Annotated in this window: 23 protein-coding genes and 2 pseudogenes; 15 read left to right on the forward strand and 10 right to left on the reverse strand. The window is 68.8% G+C overall.

The window, feature by feature from the left end; genetic code table 11:
* The first annotated feature begins 119 nt into the window (after window positions 1–119).
* From AC1MEQ_RS04150 to AC1MEQ_RS04180, 7 genes and pseudogenes are all read left to right on the forward strand, one after another.
* Window positions 120–719, forward strand: a pseudogene (locus AC1MEQ_RS04150) (recombinase family protein).
* A gap of 247 nt (window positions 720–966) precedes the next feature.
* Window positions 967–2,637: an ABC transporter substrate-binding protein gene (locus tag AC1MEQ_RS04155; RefSeq protein ID WP_479794216.1), complete on the forward strand. Its 1,671-nt coding sequence runs from the start codon at window positions 967–969 to the stop codon at window positions 2,635–2,637.
* A gap of 15 nt (window positions 2,638–2,652) precedes the next feature.
* Window positions 2,653–3,672, forward strand: coding sequence for an ABC transporter permease (locus tag AC1MEQ_RS04160; protein WP_479794218.1), 1,020 nt, complete (start codon window positions 2,653–2,655; stop codon window positions 3,670–3,672).
* Between the two features lie 5 nt (window positions 3,673–3,677).
* Window positions 3,678–4,541 carry an ABC transporter permease gene (locus AC1MEQ_RS04165; RefSeq protein ID WP_479796052.1) on the forward strand — a complete coding sequence of 288 codons (864 nt, stop codon included), beginning with the start codon at window positions 3,678–3,680 and terminating at the stop codon, window positions 4,539–4,541.
* A complete protein-coding gene (locus AC1MEQ_RS04170; protein ID WP_479794220.1) occupies window positions 4,538–6,178 on the forward strand; it encodes a dipeptide ABC transporter ATP-binding protein in 1,641 nt (546 codons plus the stop codon). Before AC1MEQ_RS04165 ends, AC1MEQ_RS04170 begins: the two co-directional genes overlap by 4 nt.
* Window positions 6,179–6,557: 379 nt before the next feature.
* Complete coding sequence (locus AC1MEQ_RS04175; protein ID WP_479794222.1) at window positions 6,558–7,337, forward strand: alpha/beta fold hydrolase; 780 nt, start codon at window positions 6,558–6,560, stop codon at window positions 7,335–7,337.
* Between the two features lie 50 nt (window positions 7,338–7,387).
* Window positions 7,388–7,672, forward strand: a pseudogene (locus tag AC1MEQ_RS04180) (transposase); the annotation flags it as partial.
* A 374-nt stretch (window positions 7,673–8,046) separates the two neighbouring features.
* Here the strand turns inward: AC1MEQ_RS04180 and AC1MEQ_RS04185 are convergent.
* A complete protein-coding gene (locus tag AC1MEQ_RS04185) occupies window positions 8,047–10,272 on the reverse strand; it encodes an NADP-dependent isocitrate dehydrogenase (RefSeq protein WP_479794224.1) in 2,226 nt (741 codons plus the stop codon).
* A gap of 183 nt (window positions 10,273–10,455) precedes the next feature.
* Entirely contained in the window at window positions 10,456–11,031 is a 576-nt protein-coding gene (locus AC1MEQ_RS04190; RefSeq protein ID WP_479794226.1) for a DUF6318 family protein, read from the reverse strand.
* A gap of 219 nt (window positions 11,032–11,250) precedes the next feature.
* Between AC1MEQ_RS04190 and AC1MEQ_RS04195 the strand changes: the two genes are divergently transcribed.
* The gene (locus AC1MEQ_RS04195) at window positions 11,251–12,186 is read left to right on the forward strand and encodes an N-acetylglucosamine kinase (protein WP_479794228.1); all 936 of its coding nucleotides are present in this window, start codon (window positions 11,251–11,253) and stop codon (window positions 12,184–12,186) included.
* Here AC1MEQ_RS04195 and AC1MEQ_RS04200 read toward each other — a convergent pair.
* From AC1MEQ_RS04200 to AC1MEQ_RS04215, 4 genes are all read right to left on the reverse strand, one after another.
* Complete coding sequence (locus tag AC1MEQ_RS04200; RefSeq protein ID WP_479794230.1) at window positions 12,170–12,949, reverse strand: alpha/beta hydrolase family protein; 780 nt, start codon at window positions 12,947–12,949, stop codon at window positions 12,170–12,172. The genes AC1MEQ_RS04195 and AC1MEQ_RS04200 overlap by 17 nt on opposite strands.
* A 91-nt stretch (window positions 12,950–13,040) precedes the next feature.
* Window positions 13,041–13,307: a hypothetical protein gene (locus AC1MEQ_RS04205; RefSeq protein WP_479794232.1), complete on the reverse strand. Its 267-nt coding sequence runs from the start codon at window positions 13,305–13,307 to the stop codon at window positions 13,041–13,043.
* A 180-nt stretch (window positions 13,308–13,487) separates the two neighbouring features.
* Window positions 13,488–15,152, reverse strand: coding sequence for a bifunctional phosphoribosylaminoimidazolecarboxamide formyltransferase/IMP cyclohydrolase (purH, locus tag AC1MEQ_RS04210; RefSeq protein WP_479794233.1), 1,665 nt, complete (start codon window positions 15,150–15,152; stop codon window positions 13,488–13,490).
* Between the two features lie 139 nt (window positions 15,153–15,291).
* Window positions 15,292–15,834, reverse strand: coding sequence for a COG4315 family predicted lipoprotein (locus AC1MEQ_RS04215; RefSeq protein WP_479794235.1), 543 nt, complete (start codon window positions 15,832–15,834; stop codon window positions 15,292–15,294).
* A 201-nt stretch (window positions 15,835–16,035) separates the two neighbouring features.
* On the opposite strand from AC1MEQ_RS04215, the gene AC1MEQ_RS04220 reads away from it, so the two are divergent.
* Window positions 16,036–16,533 (forward strand): sigma-70 family RNA polymerase sigma factor, encoded by a 498-nt coding sequence (locus AC1MEQ_RS04220; protein ID WP_479794237.1) that lies wholly within the window; start codon window positions 16,036–16,038, stop codon window positions 16,531–16,533.
* Entirely contained in the window at window positions 16,530–17,282 is a 753-nt protein-coding gene (locus tag AC1MEQ_RS04225) for an anti-sigma factor family protein (protein WP_479794239.1), read from the forward strand. The genes AC1MEQ_RS04220 and AC1MEQ_RS04225 overlap by 4 nt, the downstream gene beginning before the upstream one ends.
* Here AC1MEQ_RS04225 and AC1MEQ_RS04230 read toward each other — a convergent pair.
* A complete protein-coding gene (locus AC1MEQ_RS04230) occupies window positions 17,279–17,947 on the reverse strand; it encodes a hypothetical protein (protein WP_479794241.1) in 669 nt (222 codons plus the stop codon). The genes AC1MEQ_RS04225 and AC1MEQ_RS04230 overlap by 4 nt on opposite strands.
* 205 nt (window positions 17,948–18,152) lie before the next feature.
* Window positions 18,153–19,424 carry an Nramp family divalent metal transporter gene (locus tag AC1MEQ_RS04235; RefSeq protein WP_479794243.1) on the reverse strand — a complete coding sequence of 424 codons (1,272 nt, stop codon included), beginning with the start codon at window positions 19,422–19,424 and terminating at the stop codon, window positions 18,153–18,155.
* 214 nt (window positions 19,425–19,638) lie between these two features.
* Between AC1MEQ_RS04235 and AC1MEQ_RS04240 the strand changes: the two genes are divergently transcribed.
* From AC1MEQ_RS04240 to AC1MEQ_RS04250, 3 genes are all read left to right on the forward strand, one after another.
* Window positions 19,639–20,988, forward strand: coding sequence for an MFS transporter (locus tag AC1MEQ_RS04240; protein ID WP_479794245.1), 1,350 nt, complete (start codon window positions 19,639–19,641; stop codon window positions 20,986–20,988).
* Between the two features lie 94 nt (window positions 20,989–21,082).
* On the forward strand, window positions 21,083–22,366 hold the full coding sequence (locus AC1MEQ_RS04245) for a S8 family serine peptidase (protein ID WP_479794247.1): 1,284 nt from the start codon (window positions 21,083–21,085) through the stop codon (window positions 22,364–22,366).
* The gene (locus AC1MEQ_RS04250; protein ID WP_479794248.1) at window positions 22,363–22,599 is read left to right on the forward strand and encodes a hypothetical protein; all 237 of its coding nucleotides are present in this window, start codon (window positions 22,363–22,365) and stop codon (window positions 22,597–22,599) included. The genes AC1MEQ_RS04245 and AC1MEQ_RS04250 overlap by 4 nt, the downstream gene beginning before the upstream one ends.
* Window positions 22,600–22,731: 132 nt before the next feature.
* Here AC1MEQ_RS04250 and purN read toward each other — a convergent pair whose 3' ends face one another.
* Window positions 22,732–23,310, reverse strand: coding sequence for a phosphoribosylglycinamide formyltransferase (purN, locus tag AC1MEQ_RS04255; RefSeq protein WP_479794249.1), 579 nt, complete (start codon window positions 23,308–23,310; stop codon window positions 22,732–22,734).
* 44 nt (window positions 23,311–23,354) lie between these two features.
* On the opposite strand from purN, the gene AC1MEQ_RS04260 reads away from it, so the two are divergent.
* Together AC1MEQ_RS04260 and AC1MEQ_RS04265 are read left to right on the forward strand one after the other, a co-directional pair.
* Window positions 23,355–23,759: a hypothetical protein gene (locus AC1MEQ_RS04260; RefSeq protein WP_479794250.1), complete on the forward strand. Its 405-nt coding sequence runs from the start codon at window positions 23,355–23,357 to the stop codon at window positions 23,757–23,759.
* The gene (locus tag AC1MEQ_RS04265; RefSeq protein ID WP_479794252.1) at window positions 23,756–24,310 is read left to right on the forward strand and encodes a DinB family protein; all 555 of its coding nucleotides are present in this window, start codon (window positions 23,756–23,758) and stop codon (window positions 24,308–24,310) included. The genes AC1MEQ_RS04260 and AC1MEQ_RS04265 overlap by 4 nt, the downstream gene beginning before the upstream one ends.
* 11 nt (window positions 24,311–24,321) lie before the next feature.
* Here AC1MEQ_RS04265 and AC1MEQ_RS04270 read toward each other — a convergent pair whose 3' ends face one another.
* Window positions 24,322–25,572: a cell division protein PerM gene (locus AC1MEQ_RS04270; RefSeq protein ID WP_479796054.1), complete on the reverse strand. Its 1,251-nt coding sequence runs from the start codon at window positions 25,570–25,572 to the stop codon at window positions 24,322–24,324.
* Between the last annotated feature and the right edge of the window lie 202 nt (window positions 25,573–25,774).

Below are 25,774 nucleotides of genomic sequence, written 5' to 3' on the forward strand. Positions count from 1 at the left end.
TCCTCCACCGGGCACGACGGATCAAAATATGAGTTGCCGAGAGCACCGGGCCAACGCCGTCCCGTAAGACCCTTCCGGTGACTTGTCCGGTGAAGGAACTACGCGGCGCACTGATCTGCATGTCTGAGATCACCACTCGCTACGTACAAGTGTCCACGAAATAGCAAGACCTCACCGCGCAGCGTGATGCCGGGCCAGCCCTTGGCGTCGACTCGGAACGTGTCTATGTTGATCATGGGCTTACCAGCATGAACAAGAATCGTCCTGGCCTGCGCGAGGCCTTGGCCGCGTGCCGCGCGGGGGACACGTTTGCTGTGACCAAGCTTGACCGCCTGGTCCGTTCCGTTCGGGATGCCCACGAAATTGCCGATGACCCCGCCCGGCGCGAAGCCAAGCTCAGCATCGACGGTTCCGTCCATGAACCTACCGACCCAATGGGCAAACTGCTGTTCACGGTGTTGGCGATGATCTCCGAGTTGGAAGTCGACCCTATTCGGATGCGCACCCGCGAAGGAATGAAGGTCGCCAAAGCCAAAGGTCGACTTCGGGGGAAGCAGCCCAGACTCTCGGCGATGCAAGAAAAGCACCTACTCGAACTCCACGCCGCTGGGGAACACGGCAAGGCCGAGCCGGCTGAGCTGTTCAGGATCGCTCGCTCTACTGTCTACCGAGCCATTGAATGTGGGCAGCTGCAGAACCTAAACCACCACACGCCGTGAAATTCTGTGCAGCGAACTTCTGACATGTTGTGCACGCTACGCCGAACAATTAACGGTTCATAGTCGCCTGCACACCTCTGGCACTCTGATCCTGCCGGTGCAGTCGTCTTCGACAATGACGGGCGCCACGGCGCGGCGCGGGGGTCTGGACTAGGATGGTGGGGCGCTTAGCGCACCACCGCACCGCTTCGTCGCCGGCCCGCAGCCCGGGTTGGCGACACCCCAGCACCTGTCGAGGAAGTCAGCCATGCCCGCATTCCCCCGTTCCGCACGCCCGGCAACCACCGTTGCCGGCCTGCTCGCCGCCTCGCTCCTGTTGGCCGGTTGTGCCGGCTCCGGCGGATCCGGCGGCGCAGGTGACCCGTCCGCCGCGGGCGAACCGGTCAGCGGCGGCACGATGGTCTACGCCTCCGGCGACGCCGAACCGACCTGCCTGGACCCCCATGTGGGAGGGAACTACCCGCAGGCACTGCTGGCCGGGCAGTTCCTCGAGACGCTGTACACCAAGGACGACGACGGCAAGATCGTCCCGTGGCTGGCCTCCGGCGCCGAGGTCTCCGCCGACGGCAAGACGTGGACGCTGAAGCTGCGCGACGGGATCACGTTCACCGACGGGACAGCGTTCGACGCCGCCACGGTCAAGGCCAACATCGAGCACCTGCAGGACCCGGACACCGCCTCCTCCACCGGCTACCTGGCCGTGGCGAAGATCAAGACCATGGACGTCGTCGATGACACGACCCTGCGCCTGAACCTCTCCGCCCCGGATTCGGCGCTGCTCGAGTCCTTCTCCATGCCGTGGGTCGCGATGGAATCGGCGAAGGCCCTGAAGCGCAGCCAGGCCGAGAACTGTGCCTCCCCGGTGGGCACCGGCCCGTTCACCGTGGAGAAATGGACGAAGCAGGACTCCGTCGAGCTCGTCCGCAACGAGGACTACACCCCGCCGGTGCAGGGCTCCGGCCACGACGGCCCGGCCTACCTGGACGGCATCACCTGGAAGTTCATCCCCGAGGCCGCCACCCGTTACGCGGCCCTGCAGTCGGGCACCGTGGACATCATCGACAACGCCCAGCCGGACACCATCAAGGCCGCCGAGGACTCGGGCACCATCGGCCACCTCGATGCCCCGCGCCCGGGCGCCTCGAACCGGATCGAGCTCAATTCCTCCAAGGCACCGTTCAACGACGAAAAGGTCCGCGAGGCCTTCGTCCGTGCCGTGAACGTCGATGACGGCATCTCCTCGCTGTTCTTCGACACCGCGAAGCGCTCCTACTCGGCGCTGTCCAGCGTCGAGCCGATGGGCTACTCCGACAAGTCCCTCTTCGGCCGCGACCTGGCCGCGGCCAACCGCCTGCTCGACGAGGCCGGCTGGGACCAGCGCGACGATGCCGGATACCGCACCAAGGACGGCAAGCGCCTGTCGTTGGCCTTCCCCGTGAGCACCAACCAGTCGGTACCGGCCGAGCAGTCGCTCTTCCAGCAGCTGCAGGCCACCGCCAAGGAGGCCGGATTCGAGGTCAAGCTGGACCTCCTGGATCTCTCCAGCTGGTACGGCGTCCTCGGGGAGAACCAGTACGACCTGGTCTCCGCCCCCTACACCAAGGTGGGCCCGGACGTGCTGAGCATCCTCTTCCACTCCTCCAACACGGTCCCGGCGCCCTCGGGCTACTTCGCCAACCATGCGCAGGTGAAGGACCCGAAGCTCGACGCCCTGCTGGAGGCCGCCAGCGCCACCACCGACCCGGCGGAACGCAAGGACAAGTACACGCAGGCGCAGCAGATCGTGCTCGGCGGCTACTACATCCTGCCGTTGTACGACCAGCAGAACCACTTCCTGTACGGCCAGCAGCTGCACGGCGTGGGCGCCACCACGGCGGTGGCCTCCCCCACGTTCCACGACACCTGGCTGCAGGACTAGGCACGACGGCGGCGCATGGCTGAGACGGCATTGCTGGGCTCCCCCGGCGGCGGCTTCCCCCGCCGGGGAGGCCGAGCCGTCGTGCCCCGGAATGGACGGTGGCGGGCCGCGGGGCTCTGGCTGGCCCGCCGGATCGGCTCGGCGGTGTTCGTGCTGTGGGCCGTGGCCACGCTGATCTTCCTGGCCATCCGGCTGATCCCCGGGGACCCGGCCGAGGCCATCATGGGCGGACCCGGGTCCCAGGCCTCCGCCGAAGCGCTGGACGCCGCGCGCGCCGAATACGGGCTCGACCAGCCCCTGTGGGTCCAGTACCTCTCGCAGCTGGGCCGGCTGGCGACCGGGGACCTGGGGACCTCCTATGCGCTGAAGGTCCCGGTGGCGCAACTGCTCGGCGACCAGCTGCCCGGCACGCTCGGACTGGCCGTCGGCGCGTGGGTACTGGCATGGATCCTGGCCCTGGGGCTGGCGCTCTGGTCCGGGCTCGGCGGCCGCGGCGCCGCAGTGGTCGGTTCCGCACTGGAAATCGCTGCGGCCTCCGTGCCGCACTTCTGGCTCGGCTCGGTGCTGGTGCTGCTCTTCTCCACCGCGTGGGGCTGGCTGCCACCGGTGAGCAACGGCAGCGCCCCCGGACTCATCATGCCGGTCATCACGCTGGCGTTGCCGCTGGCCGGATTCCTGGGCCAGGTGATGCGCGAATCGATGCTCACCGCCATGAACTCCCCCTTCGCACTCTCGGCCCGCGCCCGCGGGGAGTCCGAGGCCGGCGTCGTGCTGCGCCACGCCCTGCGCCACGCGGCACTGCCCGGGATCGCCCTGTCCGGGTGGGCGCTGGGATCCCTGGTCTCCGGTGCCGTCGTCGTCGAATCGATCTTCGCCCGCCCGGGCCTGGGCCGCAGCCTGCTGCAGGCGGTGACCCTGCGCGACGTCCCGCTGGTCACCGGGGTGGCCCTGGTCTCGGCGCTGGCCTACGTGGTGGTCATGGCCGTCTCCGACCTGGCCGAACAGGCCATCGACCCGCGGACCAGGGACCGGTGAGCGGCATGGGCAACGCCTCGACTCGCCGCGCCGGTACCCTGCGGCGCGGGCCACGGGCCGGTTGGCTGCGGGCCGGCAATATCCTGCCCGCCGTGGCGGCACTGACGGCGTTGTTCCTGGTGCTCGCCGCGCTGGTGCCCGGATGGCTGGCCCCGACCGATCCGCTGGCGATCGACCCGTCGGCGGCGTTCCGCGGCCCGTCCGGCGCGCATTGGCTGGGCACCGACGAATCGGGCCGGGACATCTATTCACGCATCGTGCACGGGGCCCGTCCCTCGCTGCTCATCGGGGCCGCGGCCACCGCGCTGGGCCTGGGCCTGGCGCTGGTGCTTGGCCTGGCGGCGGGGCTGGGTGGGCGCTGGCTCGATGCCGGGGTCGGGCGCATCGTCGAGGTCCTGCTGGCGCTGCCCGGGCTGCTGTTGGCCCTGGTCTTCATCGCGCTGGCGGGCCCGGGCGTGGCGACCACGATCGTCGCCGTTGGGTTGTCGACCGCGCCGGGCTATGCCCGGATCATCCGCACGCAGGTGCGCGCGCTGCGCACCTCGCCGATGATCGAGGCCGCCCGCGTGCTCGGCCACTCCCCCGCCCGGATCCTCGCCAGGCACCTGTTGCCCAACGCGCTGGGACCCGTGCTGGTGTTGGCCACCCTGGGCATCGGGCAGGCAGTGGTCTGGGCGTCGGCGTTGAGCTTCCTGGGCCTGGGCGAGGCACCCCCGGCGCCGGAGTGGGGCGCGATGCTCGCCGCCGGACGCACCTATCTGGGCTTCGCCTGGTGGATGACGTTCTTCCCCGGGCTGGCGATCGTCGCCACGGCGGCCTCGAGCACCGTACTGGGCCGGACCCTTCAACGCCGGGCGGTGGGCGCATGACTGTTGCACCCCTGTTGCGCGTCGACGGGCTCGACGTCGGCTTCTCCGGCACGGCCGTCGTCCAGGATGTGTCCCTGCAGATCGGCCGGGGCGAATGCCTGGCCCTGGTGGGCGAATCCGGCTCCGGCAAATCCGTCACCGCTCGCGCGCTGCTGGGGTTGGCCGGCCGCGGCTCCCGGGCCGCCGCCCGCACACTGGACTTCGACGGGACCGATCTCTCCAGTGCCGGGCAACGCGCTTGGCGCCGGCTGCGCGGGTCGCGGATCGGCCTGGTGCTCCAGGATGCACTCGTCTCCCTGGACCCGCTGCGGACCGTCGGCCGGGAGATCGACGATGCGCTGCGCCTGCACACCGCGCTGTCCCCGGCGGAGCGTGCGGCGAAGGTCGCCGGCCTGCTGGAATCGATGGGCCTCGCTGCAGCCGATGCCGGACGCCGGGCCGGTGAACTGTCCGGGGGCATGCGCCAGCGGGCCCTCATCGCCGCGGCCACGGCCCTGGATCCGGACCTGCTGATCGCCGATGAACCCACCACCGCGCTGGACGCCGAGGCCCAGGCGCAGGTCCTGGATCTGCTCGGTGGCTTGCGCGCCGGTGGGTCGTCGCTGCTGCTGATCAGCCACGACCTGGCGGTCGTCTCCGCGGTCGCCGATCGGGTGGCGATCATGCGCGGCGGCCGGATCCTCGAACAGGGGTCGACGGAACAGGTGCTGGGGGCGCCGGAGCACGAGTACACGCGGATGCTGCTGCGCGCCGTTCCCGCCGGCCGCCCGCGGGGCACCCGGCTCTCCGCCCCGACCGGCGGTTCAGGTGCCGGACCAAATGCGCCGGACGCCAAGCTGCCGGACTCCTCGCCGTCGACCGGAGGACCGGTCCTGGAGGCCAGGAACCTGGTACGCAGCTTCCCAGTCCTCGGCGGAGGTATCCAGCATGCGGCCGCCGATGTGAGCCTGCGCATCGAAGCGGGGCGGACCCTCGGTCTGGTCGGGGCTTCGGGATCGGGCAAGAGCACGACGGCGCGGATCCTCCTGGGCCTGGACGTTCCGGAGTCCGGAACGGTCGAGTTGTTCGGCGAGCCATGGGTGCCGCTGCCGGAGGCGTCCAGGCGGCCCCGGCGGACACGGCTGGGTGCCATCTACCAGGACCCGCTCAGCTCGTTCGACCCCCGCCGACGAGTGGGCGCCATCCTGGCCGACGCGCTGGCCGCGACCACGACCGGCAGCGCGCCCGAAGGTGCCCACGACCCGGCGGGCCTGCTGGAGCTGGTCGGCCTGGATCCGACGCTGGCAGGGCGCCATCCGTCCACGCTCTCGGGCGGGCAACGCCAGCGGGTCGCCATCGCCCGGGCCCTGGCTCCCGGCCCCCGTGTGCTCATCTGCGACGAACCGGTGTCCGCCCTGGACGTGTCGGTGCAGGCGCAGATCCTCGACCTCCTCGATGACCTGCAGACCCGGCTCGGGCTGGGCTACCTGTTCATCTCGCACGACCTAGCCGTCGTCCGCCATGTCAGCGATCGGCTGGCCGTCATGCGCGACGGGCGGATCGTGGAAAGCGGTCCCACCGAGCAGGTGTTTGCCGACCCACGACACGAGTACACCCGCGCCCTGCTGGCGGCTTCCCCCACGCTGTCCTCGAGCTGACACGGACTTGACGCGGCCACGAGTCAGGCGTGCTGGGCCACGTCGAACTCATTGCCCTGCGGTCGGCGTGCGTGAACCAGCGGAAGCCGTCGTCTCCCCGACGTCCTATGAGGGTGGCTCCGGCAGCGAGCAAGCGATCGACCTCGGTTCTGGATCGGGCGCCTTAGCCTTTAACCACCGATCTGCCTGGGCGTCGGCCGGCGCCGCGGCCGAAAAGACGGACATCTCCCCATAAATGACGTCCTACTCCACCGATGTCCAGCGAACGATCACGGCCGAGGCCGTCGACGAATGGAACGCCGGCCGGCTCTGTGCGGTCAGGCCTTTCGCAAGATGACTTTCTGGCCAGATATGTTGCACCACCACCTAGAGTGAACTCATGCTGCACTCAACCCGGCAAGGCTCCGGTAAGCCACTCCTCCTGATCCATGGGCTCGGTTCCAGTATTGGTAACTGGAACCCGGTAATCCCGGCGCTGGCCGCTAAACGCGAGGTAATCGCCGTCGACCTCCCCGGTTGCGGCGAATCCGCGCCGCTGACCGGCGAAACCACCATTGCCACGCTGACCGATGCCGTCGAAGCCTACATCCGCGACGAGGAACTGGGTGACATTGATCTGGTAGGCAGCTCCATGGGCGCCCGGATGGCAATGGAGATGGCACGGCGAGGGCACGCTGGTACCACGATCGCCCTTGACCCTGGAGGCTTCTGGAGTGACCGCCAGGCAGCGATCTTTGGTGCAAGCATCAAAGCATCCGTCGCACTGGTGCGCCGCATCCAACCGGCGCTCCCCTTCCTCACGGGCAACCCGGTGGGTCGCACGGCCCTGTTGGCTCAGTTCTCCGCCCACCCCTGGAGGCTGCCGCAGGATCTGGTCCTGCATGAGCTTCGCGGGTTCAAGACATCGACCAGTCTTGACCCGGCCCTCAACGCGCTGATTCACGGGCCCCGCCAGGAAGGCGCACCGTCCGGTTCACTCAAGGGCAAAGTGGTCATTGGATGGGGTCGAAAGGACAAGGTCACCGCTCCCAGCGAGGCGGCGCGAGCCACGGAGCTGTTCCCGGATGCAACACTCCACTGGTTCGAAAACTGCGGTCACTTCCCGCACTGGGACCAACCATCGGAAGCGGCGCGCCTGATCCTCGCTAGCACTGCCTGAGCACGGGGGCGGAGCCAAACCCGCGCCGGCATCGGGGACACTGCCCCGGCAAGGAGGACTCCCGCAACGGGTGCCGCCACCAGGACTTCAACACCCGGGCCGGGACCCTGGACGTGGCCATCCCCAAGCTGCGCCAGGGCTCGTATTTTCCGGACTGGTTGCTGGAGCGCCGGCGCCGTGCCGAGGCGGCCCTGACTTCTGTGGTGGCCGCCTGCTACCTGCTGGGCGTCTCGACTCGTCGAATGGCGAAGCTCGTCGAGTCCCTGAGTATTACCCGGCTCTCCAAGTCCCAGGTCCCGGCCATGGCCGCTGACCTCCCTGCTCGGCGAGAAAGCCGTGGACCACCTCCCTGACTGTGGCTTGAAGAAGGACGAGCCGCGGTTGGACCAGCCAGGCGCGGATCCGCTTTGGGGTTCCGGAACCTGACGAACTACATCGCCCGATCACTGCTGGAATGCGGAGGATTCAGGCCCCATACACTCTGGATTGTGAAGAGCCACAATAGTCGCCACAAGACTCTCGGAATGGTGAGAGCACCCCCCACTGCCATCCTTCTCCGACAAGTCGCATAGCGGGGCTCAAGCCCCTTCATGGTCCGCGGGCCCTTGCCTCCCGGCCCGGACACAACAAACGGCGCGCCGCCCGGTGGCAATCACCGGGCAACGCGCCGTCGTCATGCTCTGGGAAGCCGGCTACCCCGGCGACCGTGCTACTTCCGGGACAGGGTGTCCAGCACGCGGTTCAGCGTGGCGGACGGGCGCATGGCCTGCGTCGCGGCCTCGTCCGAGGGACGGTAGTAGCCGCCGAGCTCCACGGCGGAGCCCTGCACGCCGAGCAGTTCGGCGTTGATGGCGTCCTCGTTCGTGGCGAAGTCCTTCGCGATTTCGGCGAAGGCTGCGGCCAGCTCGGCGTCCTGCTCCTGCTTCGCCAGCTCCTGGGCCCAGTACATGGCCAGGTAGAAGTGGCTGCCGCGGTTGTCGAGTTCGCCGACCTTGCGCTTGGGCGACTTGTTCTCCAGCAGGAAGGTGCCGGTGGCGGCGTCCAGCGTGTCGGCCAGGACCTGCGCGCGGGCGTTTCCGGTCGAGGTGGCCAGGTGCTCGAAGCTGACGGCCAGGGCCAGGAATTCGCCGAGGGAATCCCAGCGCAGGTGGTTTTCCTTCAGCAGCTGCGAGACGTGCTTGGGGGCGGAACCACCGGCACCGGTCTCGAACAGTCCGCCGCCATTGATCAGCGGGACCACGGAGAGCATCTTCGCCGAGGTGCCCAGTTCCAGGATCGGGAAGAGGTCGGTGAGGTAGTCGCGCAGCACGTTGCCGGAGACGGAGATGGTGTCCTCTCCGCGGCGGATGCGGTCGAGCGTGTAGGCGGTGGCGTCGATCGGGGACATGATCTCCAGGGTCAGGCCCTCGGTGTCGTGCCCGGCGAGGTATTCATTGACCTTGGCGATCAGGTTGCGGTCGTGGGCGCGGGTCTCGTCGAGCCAGAAGACCGCGGGGGTCTCGGAGGCGCGGGCGCGGGTGACGGCCAGCTTGACCCAGTCGCGGATCGGGATGTCCTTGGTCTGGCAGGCGCGCCAGATGTCGCCCTGCTCGACCTTGTGCTCGATGAGCACGTGGCCGGCGGCATTGACGATCTGCACGGTGCCGGCGGCGGCAAGTTCGAAGGTCTTGTCGTGGCTGCCGTATTCCTCGGCGGCCTGGGCCATCAGGCCGACGTTCGGGACGGTGCCCATCGTGGTCGGGTCGTAGGCGCCGTGGGCGCGGCAGTCGTCGACGACGGCCTGGTAGACGCCGGCGTAGGAGCTGTCGGGCAGGACGGCCAGGGTGTCGTGCTCGCCGCCGTCGGCGCCCCACATGTGGCCGGAGGTGCGGATCATGGCCGGCATCGAGGCGTCCACGATGACGTCCGAGGGAACGTGCAGGTTGGTGATCCCGTGGTCCGAATCCACCATGGCGATGGCCGGGCCGTTGGACAGCCCGTCCTGGATGGCCTTCTTCACGCCGTCACGCACGCTCTCGGAGACCTCGTCCAGCCCGCCAAGGATGGCGGCCAGGCCGTTGTTGGCGCTCAGGCCAGCGGCCTCGAGGTCGTCGCCATAGGTGGCGAAGAGGTCGGGGAGGAACGCCTTGACGACGTGGCCGAAGATGATCGGGTCGGAGACCTTCATCATGGTGGCCTTCAGGTGGGCGGAGAAGAGCACGCCCTCGTCCTGGGCGCGGGCGACCTGGGCGGCCAGGAACTCGTCCAGCTTCGCCGCGGACATGAACGTGCCGTCGATGACCTCGCCCGCCAGGACAGGGAACGCCTTCTTCAGGACCTTGACGCTGCCGTCCTCGGCGGTGAAGCGGATCTCAAGCTGGTCGTCGTCGGCAATGACGACCGACTTCTCGTTGGCGCGGAAGTCGCCGCCGTCCATGGTGGCGACGTTGGTCTTGGAGTCCTTGGACCAGGCGCCCATGGTGTGCGGGTTCTTGCGGGCGTAGTTCTTCACCGACAGGGGTGCGCGGCGGTCCGAGTTGCCCTCGCGCAGTACGGGGTTCACGGCCGAGCCCTTGATGCGGTCATAGCGGGAGCGGATGTCGGTTTCCTCATCGGAGGAGGGGTTGTCCGGGTAGTCCGGCAGGGCGTAGCCCTGGGACTGGAGTTCGGCGATGGCCGCCTTCAGCTGCGGGATCGAGGCGCTGATGTTCGGCAACTTGATGATGTTCGCCTCGGGCGTCCGCGCGAGGGCACCGAGTTCGGCCAGCGCGTCGGGCTGGCGCTGCTCCTCGGTCAGGAAGTCACCGAAGACGGCGATGATGCGGCCGGCGAGCGAGATGTCGCGGGTCTCGACGTCCACGCCGGCGGTCGAGGCGAAGGCCTCGACGACGGGCAGGAAGGAGTAGGTGGCCAGCATCGGCGCTTCGTCGGTGTGGGTATAGATAATCTTTGCCATGGGTGAGGCATCTCCCTGAAGGTCAACGGTTTGGGGAGATCAACGTGATGATCTCAACGTCTCCAACTTACCCGAGTGGCCCCTCCGGCCCATATTCCGTACCGGCATGAGACGACGCCGGCGCCCGCCCCACGAGGGGCAGGCGCCGGCGTCGTACCGGATGTCCAGCGGTAGGCGGTGCGCCTACTCGGCCTCGGGGGCCTTCGCGTTCGGGGTCTCCTTCAGCGAGGTGATCTTCCAGCTGCCGTCGGCGTAGCGTCCGGTGACGGTGTAGGTGGTCCCGTCGGCGTCCCACTCGGTTTGGTCCACGACCTTGCCGTCCTTGTCGAGGGTCTTTTCGGCATCCTGCATGAACGGGACGATGGCGCTCAGTTCGCCCTTCTTGTCCACCTGGCCCACGGCGGCGACGTCCTGGGGCTTGGGCTGGCCGCCCTCGATCTTGCCGCCGTCGGCGTAGACCTTGGCGATGGCCTCGGCGGACTTCGTGCAGGTCGCGCAGTCATCGGTGACGGCGAGCATGCCCTCGGTCTTTCCCGTCTGCAGGGCGTAGGTCATCGCCTCGAAGTAGTAGAACGTGGTGGCCGAGAGCCCGGCGGCGCCCTCGGCCTTCATCTGCGCGTTCGTTTCGGGTGCGGCGACGGTGACCGTTTCCGAGGAGGCGGACGGTGTGGCCGCCGGTTCCCCGGCTGCACATCCGGCCAGGGCCAGGGAGGCCGCGGCGATGGCAACGCCTGCGCCCAGGGTGCGGGTGATCTTCATGATGGTGGCTCCAGTGGATCGTGATGGTCGTTCGGGGCGGACGTGGCGTCCGTCGCCACCACGCTACCGGTTGCCCCAGGCCACCATTTGTGAAATGCCACACATCACGCGGGTCGATCGTCGGCCTCGTGTCCAATCTCACAGCCGGGTCGACGCCCGGTATGATGTTCCGGGCGCCGCATCGGCGTCACGAACACTTACCGACGAAGGGTGGCGGGCATGCCCGAGGCGGCACTGGCGATTGATGGTGGGCAGACGGGAATCCGCGCCCAGGTTCGGGACGTGGACGGCACCGCCCGCGGTGGCCTGCCGATCCAGGAATTCCGCGGCATCCTCACCGACCGCCCATTGGCCCCGCAGATCGCCGACGTCGTCGGCCGGGCGCGGGCAGCTTCGGGGCTGGATTTCACCACCGTGTCCGCAGGGCTCTCGGGGTTGACCGACGGCGAGAGCCTGGCACCTGCCCTGCTCGCCGCCACAGCGGGTTTCGGCGTCTCCACCGTCCATCTGGTCCACGACTCCGTCAGCTCCTACCTGGGCGCCCTGGGCGATGCGCGCGGAGCCGTCATCGCGGCGGGGACCGGATCCGTGACGCTGGCTGTCGGGGCCACCGAGGTCGTGCGCATCGATGGCTGGGGGTACATCATGGGCGACGCCGGCAGCGGATATTGGCTGGGCCGGGAGGCACTCGTCGCGGTCATGCGCGCCTTCGACGGGCGCGGCCCGGCCACCGCCCTCACCGAGGTCATGCTCTCCGAGTTCCCGGACCTGGCCCAGGCCTATGTCGACCTGCAGCGCGATCCCGACCGCATCCGGCGAACCGCGTCCTACGCGGCACATGTCGCCCGGTTGGCGGAGACCGACGAGGTGGCCCGGGACATCTGCGACGCCGCGGCCGAGGAACTCGCCTTGGCCGTGGCCGCCGGGCTGCGCCGCGTGGGTGAGGACCGGTCGGAGTCCCCCGCCGTCTGCTTCCTCGGCGGGGTCCTGCGGGGCGAGCGCGTGCGCTCGCAACTCACCGCCCGGCTGGCTGCGTTGTGGCCGCACCTCGAGGTGCGTGAACCACTGGCGACCTCGCTCGAGGGGGCCGCCATGTTGCCCGACCTCGATCCATCTTCCGCCCTGGCGCATCAGGTCCTCACGGCTCGACGCTAGCCACCTGCCGGACCCACGTTTCCACGACATCGATGGCTTCGGGCAGCATCGTGTAGCCATGGCCGGTATCGAAGCCGGTAAATTCAGCACCCGTGTCCGAAGCCAGTCGCTCCAACTCCGCGAACCGATCCTCGCCATCGGACTGGGACATGGCCAGCAGCACCGGACGGCCGATGACCTGGAGGTCCTTCCGGAACGATTCTTCGCCGGCCATCCCATAGCCGGACAGGCTGAGCACGGCGTCGGCGCCTGCGGCACGGCCCCAATGAACAGCCAGGTATCCGCCAAGGGAGGCTCCCACTATGACCACTTCGCGGGCCCCGCTCGCCCGCAGGTGCTTGACCCCGGCGATCATCTGGGATTTCTGGTTGGCCTCCGTACCGGCGCATTCGGCCTGCCCGTAGCCACAGAGATCGAAAGCCAAAAACCGGGTACCACCACCGATTCCGTTCAAGGTGTCCGCCGCCGCGACCCAACCACACATGCCGTCACCATCGGTCTGGTGCAGCAGCAGGACACCCGTGGTGCCGTGTCCCCACGTCGCCGCGGGTGCGTTGGTGGATCCGGTAGCCAGGTTCTGGGCAGTGATGGCCACTGGGGCTGCACAGCGGGTGTCGTTGGGGACGTCGACGGCCTGCGACGTGGAAGTGCCCGCTGACGTTGGTGAAGAGTTGTCTGTGGCCGGTGCGGAGCAGCCGCACAGTGCCGCCACGGCCATGAGGGCCAGCAGGCGGATCACGTGACGCGCGAGGCGTGGACCCATTCCCGGAGCCTACGAGAACCGGTACGGGCGGGCAAGGGAAATTCCCGCTTCCTGGTCGATCCCCAAAAGCACCGCACGGCCCGGCCCCGCCTTAGATTCTTCCGCGGCGCAGGTAATTCACGGAAGCTTGGTCCTGTACTGCCTTCTGCTCCGGGCGCAGGCCATGCACTTCCCGCAACATCTCGTGCTCGGCACGGCCGGCCGCGGGACGACGGGAGACACGGTACCGGTGGATGAACCACCAGATGGCCGCGACCAGCGCAAACGCACCGATGACCAAGCCCGCCAGCAGGTTCCCCTGGCCATCATCCGCTGTTTCCACCGTTGCCGTCAGCTGGCCCATGGTTGCATTCAGCATGTGGTCCCCCTCCATTGATCCGTCGGCCCAATGTATCGACAATTCGTGTCGATGGGATCACCCCAATGGATGAGTTTCTCCCCGCCCGCGGTGGGCCCCGGATGGCAGCGGCCGGTCCCCCGGTGTGTGGGGAACCGGCCGTGCCGTACAGGTGCTCGGCGCCGGGAAGGCACCGCTTTGTCAGTGGAAGAAGTGGCGTGCCCCGGTGAAGTACATCGTGATGCCGGCGTCCTTGGCCGCGGCGACGACTTCCTCGTCCCGGATCGAACCGCCGGGATGGACCACGGCCTTCACCCCGGCGTCGATGAGGATCTGCAGTCCGTCGGCGAACGGGAAGAACGCGTCGGAGGAGGCGACGGCACCGCGGGCCCGCTCTTCGGAAGAGGCATCCGCGGCTCCGGACGCGCCACCGGCGGCATCGACGTCGGACTCGACGGAGACCCCGAGCGTATTGGCACGCTCGACGGCCAGCCGGCAGGAATCCACGCGGTTGACCTGTCCCATGCCCACGCCGACGGTGGCGCCGCCGCGGGCGAGCAGGATCGCGTTGGACTTGGCGGCCCGGATGGCGCGCCAGGCGAAGACCAGGTCGGCCAGCGTTGCCTCGTCGGCGGCTTCACCGGCGGCCAGCGTCCAGTTGGCCGGGTCGTCGCCGTCGGCATCGATCCGGTCCGAGGCCTGGAGGAGCATGCCGCCGGAGATCTGCTTGTATTCGACGCCGTCGCGCTCGTAGCCGACCGGCAACTGCAGCAGGCGGATGTTCTTCTTGGCCGTGAGGATCTCCAGGGCCGCGGGCTCGAAGCCCGGCGCGATGACGACCTCGGTGAAGATCGACCGGATGGTCTCGGCCATCCCTGCCGTGACGGTGCGGTTCGCGGCGATCACCCCGCCGTAGGCGGATACCGGATCGCAGGCGTGGGCCTTGCGGTGCGCATCGGCGATCGGGTCATCGGCGCCGGGCGTGGCGACGGCGACACCGCACGGGTTGGCGTGCTTGACCACGGCGACCGCCGGGTCGGCGAAATCGAAGGCGGCACGCAGAGCGGCATCGGCGTCCGTGAAGTTGTTGTAGCTCATCGCCTTGCCGTGCAGCTGTTCGGCCTGGGCGATGCCGGCAGGGGCCGAGCTGTCGACATACAGGGCGGCCGCCTGGTGCGGGTTCTCCCCGTAGCGCAGGGTTTCGGCCCGTTCAAGGGCAACGCCTGCGTAGGGCGGGAACTTCGCCGGGGCATCGTCGTCGCCGAACTGGGCGGCGGTCCAACTGGCGACGGCGGTGTCGTAGGCGGCAGTGTGCGCGAAGGCCAGGGATGCCAGGCGGCGGCGGGTCTTCAGGTCGAATCCGCCAGACTGGGCGGCCTCGACGACGTCCCCGTACGTGGCGGGATCCACGACGACGGCGACCGAGGGGTGGTTCTTCGCCGCGGCACGGACCATCGAGGGCCCGCCGATGTCTATCTGCTCGACGACGGCGTCCTGCCCGGCACCGGATTTCACGGTGTCCACGAACGGATACAGGTTGACCACGACCAGGTCGAACGGCTCGATGCCCAGGTCGGTGAGTTGCTGGACGTGTTCGGGCAGGCGGCGGTCGGCCAGGATGCCGGCGTGTACCCGCGGGTGCAGCGTCTTCACGCGGCCGTCCAGGCATTCCTGGAACCCGGTGACCTCGGAGACCTCCGTGACCGGGACGCCGGCTGCCGCGATCTTCGACGCAGTGGAACCGGTGGACACGATGGAGACGCCGGCCGCGTGCAGGCCACGTGCCAGGTCCTCGAGCCCGGTCTTGTCGTAGACGGAGATCAGTGCCCGACGCAGCGGGACACGGTCAAGGACGGTTTGGCTCACGAAAAGCTCCCTGGGAAATCAGCGGGTGGGGGTGCTGCCCACTCTACCGTCCAGCGCATGGCCCGGCGTTTTTTGTTGCATGCACCCCCGTCGGTCGATGTGGCCTCCGTTGACCGGCCGGCGACCTTGCCCGTCCGCGTCAGTAGCCGCCGGTTGAGGCGGGCGAGGCGGTGATCATCTCCCCGTTGGGTGCCGCGACGTACCAGAGCTGGTTCAGCCCTTGTCCGAGCGTGTCGCCGGGTGCCTTATCCTGGGCGAAGTAGTACAGCGGCAGGCCGTTCAGGGTGAGCTGCTTGCCACCATCGGCGGCCTTGATCGTCCCGATCTTCCCCGAGACACCCGCAGCCGTGGGCTGGTCCGCGGAGGCCTTGGCGATGGGCCAGGCGTCCAGGCATTCAGCCGTGCACGCGCTGGTGTCCGTACCCGGGGCGTCCTTCTTGAAGTAGTAGAGCGTCATCCCCTTCCCGTCCACGACGATCGTCCCGAGGCCGGTCGATTTGGTGCCCAGGTCGGTTCCCGAAGCGGCCGGGGCCGACGTCGTACTGGCGGCGGCCCCATAGCCACCACCGCCGCTGGCCTGGCCCGCAGTGCTGTTGCCTCCCCCGCAGCCGGAGAGCACCGTCGTCGTGATCGCCAGAGCGGTCACTGCCAGCGCCAGCCGGCGTGCATGCATGTTGCGCATCGCCTTGTCCTTCCCTCGCGGGGCGCCCCGGCCGGGTGGCTGGGTTACCGCTCCCCTACCGCTTAAGACGGATGGGGAACATCATGGGTTCAGCTCGACCGGTGGAAGTTCCGGGCCCGGCCAGGGGAAGTGAACCATTGCACGACGTCGTGCGTCCTAGGAGGTGAGGCCATGCGCAGGACGCGGAAGAACGGTCAGTCAATGGACGAGATGGTGGTCGCCGAGATGTACCGGGAACATGGCGAGGCGCTGCTGCGTTTCGTCCGGCGCGCCTCGGGCGATCCCAACGCTGCCGAGGACGTCGTGCAGGAAACGGTGCTGAGGGTCTGGCAGGCAGCCCCGGAGATCTCCGGCAGCCTGCGCGGCTACCTGTTCAGGACGGCGCGCAACGTCATGATCGACAACTACCGCCGGGCCGCCAGCCGCCCGCGTCGTTCCGGTGCGGACCCGTCACTCGAATCCATGCCCGATGCCGTCGAGCGGATCGATGAGCTGCTCACCCGCGTGCTCATGGAAGAGGCGCTGCACAGGATCAGTGCCGGGCACCGCGACGTGGTTCTGGCCCTGCACTACAACCGGCTCAGCGTCGCCCAGGCCGCGATTGAGTTGGGGATCCCGGTGGGGACCGTGAAATCGCGGGCGTTCTACGCATTGCGCGAACTGCGTTCGGTGTTGGAGGAAATGGGGGTGGAAGGATGACCGGCATCGACCACACACCGGGCGGCCACGACGACCTGGGTGCCTACCTGCTCGGTGGGCTCTCGGACGGCGAACGGACCCGATTCGGGGAGCATCTGAGCGGCTGCGCCGCGTGCCGCAGCGAGTTGGCCCGGCTCGGCGACCTGCCCGCACGGCTCGGAGCACTATCGGCCCGGGAGGCCAACCAACTCCTCGGCGGGGGCCAGCCAGCGGGGGGCGCGCCCACTGCCGGTACGGTCCGCCCCGTGGCCAGCGGCACGACGGACGCCGGCAGGCGTCGCCCGGTCGAGGCGTGGCTGCGGAGCCTGGACGAGCGCCGGCGTATCACCCGCCGCCGGGCCGTCGCGCTCGCCGCGTCCGTGGCCGTCATCGCGGCGGCTGCCGGTGGGGCCATCGGGTACGCGGCCGGTTCCCCGACGGACCCCGCTGCGCCGGCGCCGACGGCCAGCTACACGTTGACCTCCGAGCGCGGCGTCCAGGCCCGGGTGGACCTCGAGAAGAAGGCCTGGGGGACCGAGCTGTCGCTCACCGCCACGGATCTGCCCACGACCGGGGTATTGGAACTGTGGGTCCAGTCCGGCTCGGGTAGAGCCGAACGCGTCGGCTCATGGACGGCCACGACCACCGGGAAGTCGGCGATCACCTGTCCGGTACCGGTCCAGCTACCCCTGATCGAACGGGTCCAGGTCCGGTCGGGAACCCGGTCGGTGGTGGCCGAGGTACGCCTTCCGACGGCCGAAGCCGGTTAGGAGACCAGATCGGGGAAATGACGCGAGAGCTGCTCCGGGGTCAGGCAGCGCCGCAACAGGGCGTCCGCGTGGTCGTCGTCGGAGACGTACACGACGATGTCGGCATTACGGCCTTGGGCCAGTTCCTCGCGCAGGCTGGCGGTGACCGAAAGCAGCACCTCGTAGAAGCGGCGGATCGTCGGTTCCCAGCCGGAGGATTCGGCGACACGGGTGAGCGCCTGGCTCCAGAGTTCGGCAGCTGATTCGTCGAAGAGCTCCATCGAGCACCAATGCCAGTCCGGCGGGTTCCAGCGGGCCGAGTAGTAGCTGGAGTCGGCCTCTGTGGCCTCGCCCTCTTCCTCCAGTCGGTGCAGTTCCCCGTCGATGTCGAAACCATCATCGTCGTCGGACTCGTCGTCCGTGGCCTCGTCCTCGACGTCGTCGTCCACGGTGGCTGCGTCGGAATCCGTCCCCAGGTTGAGCGGATCGGGCCCCTCACCGTCCTCCTCGACTTCCTCGGGTTCTTCGGTGACAAGGTCGGCTACCTCCACGGGGCCGCGGTCACGGGTGAGCGCCTGCTCGGAGTTCAGGGCCAGGACCGGGAGTTCGACCCGTCCGCTGGGTTCGGTGGACACCCCATCGAGCGCCACCGCATAGAAGACGTGCTCGGGATGATGCTCGATCACGTCCCGTGCCTGTCGCAATGCCGATCGCCGGATTGCCTCTTCCAAAGCCGTCCAATCCACTCCCATGACCAGAGCCTACCCCCGCCAGCGATCCCTGCATAAGGCCTTTCACCCGGCGTGGTGCCAGGAAAGCCAACGGGCGCCGGACGGGCCCCTGGGTGGGTCCGTCCGGCGCCCGCCGGGATGCCGGTGGCGTGAGCCGCCGCTACACGTACTTCAGGATGGTGGTCACCAGCTGGTAGATGCCGAGCCAGATGAACAGCACCGCGGTGATGACCAGCGCCGTGTTGGTGTACCAGCGGTTGCGCCATTCCTTGGGCACCCGGTTGGTGTTCAGCAGCGGCAACAACGTGATGGCCAGGAACGGCATGAACAGCGAGCCGAGGACACCGTAGGCCAGCACCAGGGCGATGGGCTTGCCCAGCAGGAGCAGCAGCATCGGGGGGAACGTCAGCCAGAGGATGTAGAAGCGGAAGTACTTGCCGTGCGCGCGCGAATCCTTGTGGTCCGAGCCCTTTCCGCGGATGTTGCCCCAGAAGTCCGCGAACATCAGCGAAACCCCGTTCCACACGCCGATGACCGAGGAGAACGCGGCGGCGAAGAAGCCGACCAGGAACGCGATGCCGATGAAGGTGCCGTACTTTTCCTTGAGCACGTCGCTCAGGTCGATCAGGCCCTTGTCCCCGGCGTCGATGGTGACACCGGCAGCGGCGACGACCTCGGTGCCGACGACCATCATGGAGATCACGAAGATGCCGGTCATGACGTAGGCCATGGTGTTGTCGATCCGCATCACGCGCATCCAGCCGGGCTTGACCCAACCCTTCTCGCGCAGCCAATACCCGTAGGCCGCCAGGGTGATCGTGCCGCCGACGCCGCCGGCCAGGGCCAGCGTGTACAGCACGGAGCCGTGGGGCAGGCGCGGGACCAGGCCCGCGAGCATGGCGGGCACGTCGGGCACGGCGATGATGGCCAGGCCGACGATCGTGACGAACATCAGGCCGACCAGGACTGCGGTGATCTTCTCGAAGACCGAGTAGCGGTTGAACCAGACCAGCAGGAATCCGGCCAGGCCGGTGCCGATGGCGAAGACCCACTGCGGGACCATGGGGAAGATCGCGGCCAGCGGAAGGGCGGTGGACGCCATGGCCGAGGCGCCGTAGATGAACCCCCAGATGATGATGTAGGGCCCGAAGTACCAGACGGGCCAGCGGCCCAGGGTGCGCCAGCCCTCGAAGATCGTCTTGCCCGTGGCCAGGGAGTAGCGTCCGGCCCCCTCGACGAGGACGATCTTCAGGATGACGCCGACGATCAGCGCCCAGAGCAGTCCGTAGCCGAACTTGGAGCCGGCGACCAGGGTCGAAACCATATCGGCGGCGCCGACGCCAGTGGCCGCCACGACCAGGCCGGGGCCGATGATTTTCCATTTCTTGGGGGGTTCGAGCTCGGTTCCGCGCTCGGTGGTTTCCTCTGACATGTTGTGCAGGTCCCTTCAGGCGTGCGGCAATGCACGCCAGATGTGTGGTGATCGCCACCAAGTGTAGTGCCCGCGATCTCCCGGACCCAGACCATGTCGGCAGCATCGGCGCCATCACAACGGCTAATCTTGAGCTGGGTGGCCGCCCGCGCCCGCCCACGCCGGCGCACGGCCACATCTTCCCGCCAGCCAGACCCGAGGGGACCCCTACGCCATGAACGAGTACCGCACCCTGCGCTCCGGGGACGCGATCGTCCAGAACCTGCCCTGGCGGTGGGGCGTGCAGGGCAGGATCTTCGTCATCGGCGGGCTCGGGTTCATGTTCGACGCCTGGGACGTCACCCTCAACGGCGCGCTGATCCCCCTGGTCATGCAGGAATGGGGGCTCGAGCGCACGACGGCGGCATGGCTGGGAACCGCGAACCTGATCGGCATGGCGCTGGGCGCCTTCATGTGGGGCACCATCGCCGACCGGATCGGACGGCGCCAGGCATTCACCTGGACGCTGCTGATCTTCTCGGTGTTCACGGTGCTCGGGGCGCTGTCCCCAAACTTCATCTTCTTCGCCGCGTGCCGCTTCCTGGCGGGTGTCGGCCTCGGCGGGTGCATCCCCGTGGACTACGCCCTGGTCGGCGAGTTCACCCCGGCGAGGCAGCGTGGACGGGTACTGACCGCCATGGACGGCTGGTGGCCGGTCGGCGCGGCCGCGGCGTTCTTCATCTCGGCGGTCATCCAGGCCGCCACCGGGAACTGGCGGCTGATCCTGCTGGTCATGGTGCTGCCGGCCCTCCTCGTCTTCTGGATTCGCCGCTCGGTCCCGGAATCCCCGTTGTTCCTCATTCGTGCCGGCCGCCAGCGGGAGGCCTCGGCCGTCATCGATGACCTGGTGCGCCGCACCGGTGCCGTCGAGGAGCCCTACACGCTGCCCGATGCGGCCACGGTCCCCGCCCTGTCCGCCGGGTCATGGCTGGACCAGCTGCGCCGCGTGTGGGCGTTCAACTGGCGGATCACCGCGGCGGCCTGGGGCCTCTTCCTGACGGTGCTGCTCGTCTACTACCTGGCGCTGACGTGGATGCCGACCATCCTGCTCGACGCCGGCATGGCCGAGTCCGCCGCCCTGTTCAGCACGGCCGGCATGGCCGCGGTCGGCTTGGCCGGCGTGGCGGTCGCCGCACTGCTGATCGACCGGGTGGGCCGCAAATGGCTCCTGGGCGTGACCGGGCCGTTGGCCGCCGTCGTCTTGGTGCTGGTCGCCCTGTCCCTGTCGCAACCCCGCCTCGCGGTGGCCTGGCTCCTCGTCTTCGGGTTCATCATCCAGATCGCGATCCCGGTGCTCTACACCTACGTCTCGGAACTGTATCCGACGGAACTCCGCGGTTCCGGATTCGGCTGGGCCTCCACCTTCAGCCGGCTCGGCGCCGGGTTCGGCCCCCTGCTCTTCGCATGGTTGTGGCCGGTGTTCGGGTTGGCCAACGCGTTCCTTGCCGCCGGTGCCCTGGTCCTGATCGCCGTCGCGTGGATGGCCCTGCGGGCTCCGGAAACCCGCGGCTCGGCGCTGCATTAGCGCGGTTCCTCCGGCCCATTCCCCCGGCCGATTCCCGGGGCTACACTGACCCTACCGGGGGTCCTTCCCCGGTGACTAGGGTGGAGGCAGCGCCATGTTGGATCCAGACTTTTCCGGCTCGACCGGAGAACACACCGGCCGCTACATTGTGGTTTTCGACGACGACGAAGCCGACCCGATGGGCGTTCTGGCCAGCAGCGGCCTCACGCATGTTGCCAACACCCGGGACCTGGCTGCCCTGGATACCGACGCGGCTCGGACCGAGGCCATGACCGGAACCGTCGGGACGTTCTTCTCCGAGTTGAACATTGCGGTGGTGGCGGCAGGCGACAACGAGCTGGCCGGGCTGCGGACCCGCGCTGTCGGCGGGACCCCGCACTTGCGCTGGTATCCGGAACTGATCCACCACATCCTGACCCCGACCGCGGGCAAGCACCGCTCCGAGGCCGAGGCGGGCAGCCCGGAGTCGTTCGCCGACACGGATGAGTTCACCTGGGGGTTGCTGGCGACCCACGCCGCCGAATCCCCCTATTCGGGCAAGGGCATCAAGGTAGCCGTCCTGGACACCGGTTTCGACGAGACGCACCCGGACTTCGCCGGGCGGACCGTGGTCACCAAGTCCTTCGTCGATGGCGAACCACCACATGACGGGCACGGGCACGGAACCCACTGCATCGGCACCTCCTGCGGCCCTCGGCAGTTTTCCGGTGGGCGCGGATACGGCATCGCCTACGAGGCCGAAATCTATGCGGGCAAGGTGCTCAGCAACGAAGGGTCCGGATCCGACGCCGGCATCCTGGCGGGCATCGACTGGGCCATATCCCAGGGATGCGCGGTGATCTCGATGTCGCTTGGCGCCGATGTGAACCAGATCCATCCGCCCTACGTGGCTGCCGGCAAACGCGCCCTGTCACACGGCACACTGATCGTTGCCGCTGCCGGGAACAACGCCCAGCGCTCCGCCGGGAACCCGGGCTTCGTCGGCACCCCCGCCAACAGCCCCTACGTCATGGCCGTGGCGGCAGTCGATGATGCCCTCGATGTCGCCGACTTCTCCGCCCGTTCATCCACCTTGCAGGGCGGCCAAGTCGACGTGGCCGGGCCGGGCGTGGCCGTGTACTCCTCGTGGCCGATGCCCAAGCGCTACAACACGATCAGCGGGACCAGCATGGCGACCCCCCACGCGGCGGGGGTGTCCGCGCTGCTGGCGGAATCCACCGGATTGCGCGGCCGCGAGCTCTGGGCCGAAGTGGTCCAGGTGGGCCAGCGGCTGGACGCCGCCTCGGTGGACGTGGGCTCCGGCCTCGTCATCGCCCCGCAGGCCGCGCCACCGGACCCGCAACCCGCAGACCCCGGCCCGGGCGACGACGCACCGTGAGCACCCGGGTGACCGTTACCCTCACCGATGCGCAGGCCAAGGAGGTCGAGGAGGCCGCCGGGCGGCTGCGCGCCGCAGGCATGGACGTCGAACAGGTCCTGGGCTCGTTGGGCATGGTCACCGGGACCGTGGCCGAGGAGCGCCGTGCCGGGTTGGAGGCGCTCGACGGCGTGGCCTCGGTCAGTGTCGAACGGGTCGTGCAGTTGCCCGACCCCGGGTCCGAGATCCAGTAGGAATCGTCAACGGACCGGATCGCGGAACGATTTCCGGTACCCAGCGCACCGCGGGCAACGGAACCGGGCACGGCTGGCCCGCGCTGCCCGGGTGGCCACGGTCCCCACGCCGTCGTGACGTGGCCGCCCGGGCTACCGGCGGGCGGGGTGCCCCGCGGCCAGGGACGACAGGGTTTCGATCAGCAGGGTGCGCTCGGCGACCTTGATGCGTTCGTGCAGGGACTCCTCGGTGTCGTCGTCGAGCACCTCGACGGCACGCTGGGCCAGGATGGGGCCGGTATCCACGCCGGCGTCGGCGATGTGGACGGTGCACCCGGTGACCTTGACGCCGTAGGCCAGCGCGTCGCGGACGCCGTGGGCTCCCGGGAAGGCGGGCAGCAGTGCGGGGTGGGTGTTGACGTAGGTGCCGTCGAAGGCGGCGATGAACTCCTCGCCGACGATCCGCATGAAGCCCGAGGACACCACGTAGTCCGGCTTGTAGGACAGGCACTTCTGCGTGAGCGCGTGGTTCCAGTCGGCCCGGTCGGCATAGTCGCGGAAGGGCACCTCGAACGTCTCGATCCCGGCGGCATCCGAACGCCCCACTCCCCCGGTGCCGGCACGGTCCGCGCCGACTGCGGCGATCTCGAGGTCGAGCTCCCCGGAGCCGACGGCGTCGATGACGGCCTGGAGGTTGGAACCGGTACCGGAGACGAGGACAACGATGCGCATCCTGCCAGTTTAGGTGCTGGTCGGCGCCCGACTAGGCTAAGGACATGCCTGCACCCGAAGAGGACGCCGCCGCGCGCCTGGCCGCCGTCAGTGGATGGGTCCGCGCCGTCGTGCTGTTGGTCGTCCTGGCCTACCTGACCTCGTCCATCGAACTGCCGTGGAAGATCGCTTCCGTCGCGTTCGGTTGGGCCGGCGTCGTCTGCGGGATCGTCGCCTCAGTGAAGGTGCTGCGGCGCAAGCTCCCCGGGGTCCTGCGGATCACCGTCCCCCTGGCGACGCTCGCGTGCCTGCTGTTCACCATCTCGACCTCGACCCAGGTCGTCTTCTACCAGCCGACGGCGGAGTACGAGCAGTGCCTGGCGGACACCGTCACCGACCGCTCCCAGGCGCAGTGCAAGCACGACTACGAACAGAAGCTCTCGACCTTCCAAGGAGTCATCGGAACATGAGCCCCGAAGCACCGGCCCCGGACGGCGGCCCCGGCCAGCCGGAACCGGACACCAAGGACTGGACCTGGGCCATCGCTCGGCGCTGCGACGAATGCGGTACCGACGCATCGGCCATGAGCCCGCAGCAGATCGCCGCGGACCTGCGCGCATCGTTGCCCCGCTGGGCCGGGGTGCTGCGCCGCGAGGACGTGGCGGTGCGGAGCGCGCCCACCATCTGGAGCCCACTGGAATATGCCGCTCACGTGCGCGACGTGTTCAAGGTGATGCACTACCGCCTGGACCTGATGTACATGGAGGACGCACCGACCTTTCCCGATTGGGACCAGGACGCCACCGCACTGGAGGACGATTATGCCCACCAGTCACCGCAGGTCGTCGCGACCCAGCTGGCCGCAGCGGGCCGGGGACTGGCCGACGCCTTCGATGCCGTCCTGAACCGCGACCTGCACCGGCGCGGGCTGCGGGGCAACGGCGCCGAATTCACGATCCAGACGCTGGCCCGCTACGCCTGGCACGACGTCGCCCACCACCTGCACGACGTCCGGGCCTGAGCCGTTCGGCCTCAGTCCTCCAGGACCGGGTCGCGCTCCAGGAACGGGGCCACCAGGTAGCCGATGATGACGCCCAACCCGACCTCGCCGGCCAGCAGCACGGCGGTCATCCAGACATTCGGGCCCAGCTCGGTGAGCCGGCCGATGCCCAGCGAACCACCGGCCAGCCAGCTGCCCAGCAGCGAGACCAGGCCGGCGACCGCACCGATGAACAGGCCCAGCAGCAGCGTCGACAACGCCAGCGCCGCCCAGCGCACCTTGAGCCGGATGGAGATCCAGTCCTCGAAGTGGTTCTCGCCCTCGCGCAGGAACCACCAACCCGCCAGGATGCCGGCGAGCACGGGCAACAGCATGAAGACCCAGGCCGAGCCCAGGTCGCCGGCGGGCAGTGCGCCCAGGACCGGCATGGCGGGCAGCGGGCCGACCGCGGTCCCCAACGGCCCCAGGGTGCTGCCCACGCCCAGGGTGATGCCGCCGCCGCTGATCCAGGCCAGCGACCACAGCACCAGGTTGGGCACCACGCCGAGCTGGGCGATCGTCAACACGGCTCCGCCAATCGGTCCGGGCTGGAGCTGCTGGTAGATGTTCGAGATCTGGAGCCAGTGCATCGCCAGGGAGGCGGTCAGTCCCAACGCCGCCAGGCCGAAGGTCACCGCGTAGCCCACCAGGCCGGCGCGGATGACCGACCAGAGGTAGGAACCGGCCCAGCGGGAGTGCTGGCTCGTCGTGGCGATCCATTCGACGAAGTCCACGCCGAACAGCCGTCCCCAGGAGCCGGCCTCGCGCCGGACGCCGACGATGACCCCGAGCCCGGCGGGGATCAACGGGATCAACGACGCGGCACCCAGGTTCACCCCGACTTCCTCGGTGGGCACGGCGAAACCGGTGACCAGCCCGACGAGCAGGTAGGCGCCCAGTGCCCCGGCGATGCCCTGCCACAGCTGGTCGGTGTAGGAGGCGCGGGCGATCCGCCGCCCGGAACGCCAGGCCAGGAAGAACGGGATGAGCGTCAGCCCCAGCGGGATGAACGTCAGCATCCCGCTCACCACGGCCGGGGAGTCGCCGCCGGCGGCCAGGTTCAGTTCCAGCGGCACCCCGTGGATGAGCAGCCACACCTGTCCGCACATGCGGAACACCGAGTCGAGCGAGCGATGGGCGAATCCGTCGGAGAACCAGACGGCCATCAGCGGGACGACGACGAGTGCCGCGGAGAAGAACGCACACTGGATGAACTCCAGGGCACCCTGGAGCCAGAGCGGCATGGGGATGCCCTCACGCCATGATTCCCGCAGGGAATCGACGGCCGCGCCCCCGCGACCGCTCTTGTCCCCCGGGCTCTTCCGCCGGCCGGAGCCGGACTGCTGCGCTTTTTTCATCGTCTCAATCGTGCCACCTGAGCCCGGCGAACCGTGCCAACGACGCGACCCGGGAACCGGGTACGACGGCGGCACGGGCCCGTGGGCC

The organism is Arthrobacter sp. ASL1 (assembly GCF_056680475.1).

Bases quoted from the DNA above. Each gene is read 5' to 3' on its own strand.
- AC1MEQ_RS04185 (WP_479794224.1), bottom strand. From the start codon at position 10,272: ATGGCAAAGATTATCTATACCCACACCGACGAAGCGCCGATGCTGGCC.
- AC1MEQ_RS04240 (WP_479794245.1), top strand. From the start codon at position 19,639: ATGAACGAGTACCGCACCCTGCGCTCCGGGGACGCGATCGTCCAGAAC.
- AC1MEQ_RS04245 (WP_479794247.1), top strand. From the start codon at position 21,083: ATGTTGGATCCAGACTTTTCCGGCTCGACCGGAGAACACACCGGCCGC.
- AC1MEQ_RS04170 (WP_479794220.1), top strand. From the start codon at position 4,538: ATGACTGTTGCACCCCTGTTGCGCGTCGACGGGCTCGACGTCGGCTTC.
- AC1MEQ_RS04190 (WP_479794226.1), bottom strand. From the start codon at position 11,031: ATGAAGATCACCCGCACCCTGGGCGCAGGCGTTGCCATCGCCGCGGCC.
- AC1MEQ_RS04235 (WP_479794243.1), bottom strand. From the start codon at position 19,424: ATGTCAGAGGAAACCACCGAGCGCGGAACCGAGCTCGAACCCCCCAAG.
- AC1MEQ_RS04205 (WP_479794232.1), bottom strand. From the start codon at position 13,307: ATGCTGAATGCAACCATGGGCCAGCTGACGGCAACGGTGGAAACAGCG.
- AC1MEQ_RS04165 (WP_479796052.1), top strand. From the start codon at position 3,678: ATGGGCAACGCCTCGACTCGCCGCGCCGGTACCCTGCGGCGCGGGCCA.
- AC1MEQ_RS04155 (WP_479794216.1), top strand. From the start codon at position 967: ATGCCCGCATTCCCCCGTTCCGCACGCCCGGCAACCACCGTTGCCGGC.
- AC1MEQ_RS04260 (WP_479794250.1), top strand. From the start codon at position 23,355: ATGCCTGCACCCGAAGAGGACGCCGCCGCGCGCCTGGCCGCCGTCAGT.
- AC1MEQ_RS04175 (WP_479794222.1), top strand. From the start codon at position 6,558: ATGCTGCACTCAACCCGGCAAGGCTCCGGTAAGCCACTCCTCCTGATC.
- AC1MEQ_RS04195 (WP_479794228.1), top strand. From the start codon at position 11,251: ATGCCCGAGGCGGCACTGGCGATTGATGGTGGGCAGACGGGAATCCGC.
- purN (WP_479794249.1), bottom strand. From the start codon at position 23,310: ATGCGCATCGTTGTCCTCGTCTCCGGTACCGGTTCCAACCTCCAGGCC.
- AC1MEQ_RS04225 (WP_479794239.1), top strand. From the start codon at position 16,530: ATGACCGGCATCGACCACACACCGGGCGGCCACGACGACCTGGGTGCC.
- AC1MEQ_RS04200 (WP_479794230.1), bottom strand. From the start codon at position 12,949: ATGGGTCCACGCCTCGCGCGTCACGTGATCCGCCTGCTGGCCCTCATG.
- AC1MEQ_RS04160 (WP_479794218.1), top strand. From the start codon at position 2,653: ATGGCTGAGACGGCATTGCTGGGCTCCCCCGGCGGCGGCTTCCCCCGC.
- AC1MEQ_RS04265 (WP_479794252.1), top strand. From the start codon at position 23,756: ATGAGCCCCGAAGCACCGGCCCCGGACGGCGGCCCCGGCCAGCCGGAA.
- AC1MEQ_RS04270 (WP_479796054.1), bottom strand. From the start codon at position 25,572: ATGCCGCTCTGGCTCCAGGGTGCCCTGGAGTTCATCCAGTGTGCGTTC.
- AC1MEQ_RS04215 (WP_479794235.1), bottom strand. From the start codon at position 15,834: ATGCGCAACATGCATGCACGCCGGCTGGCGCTGGCAGTGACCGCTCTG.
- AC1MEQ_RS04220 (WP_479794237.1), top strand. From the start codon at position 16,036: ATGGACGAGATGGTGGTCGCCGAGATGTACCGGGAACATGGCGAGGCG.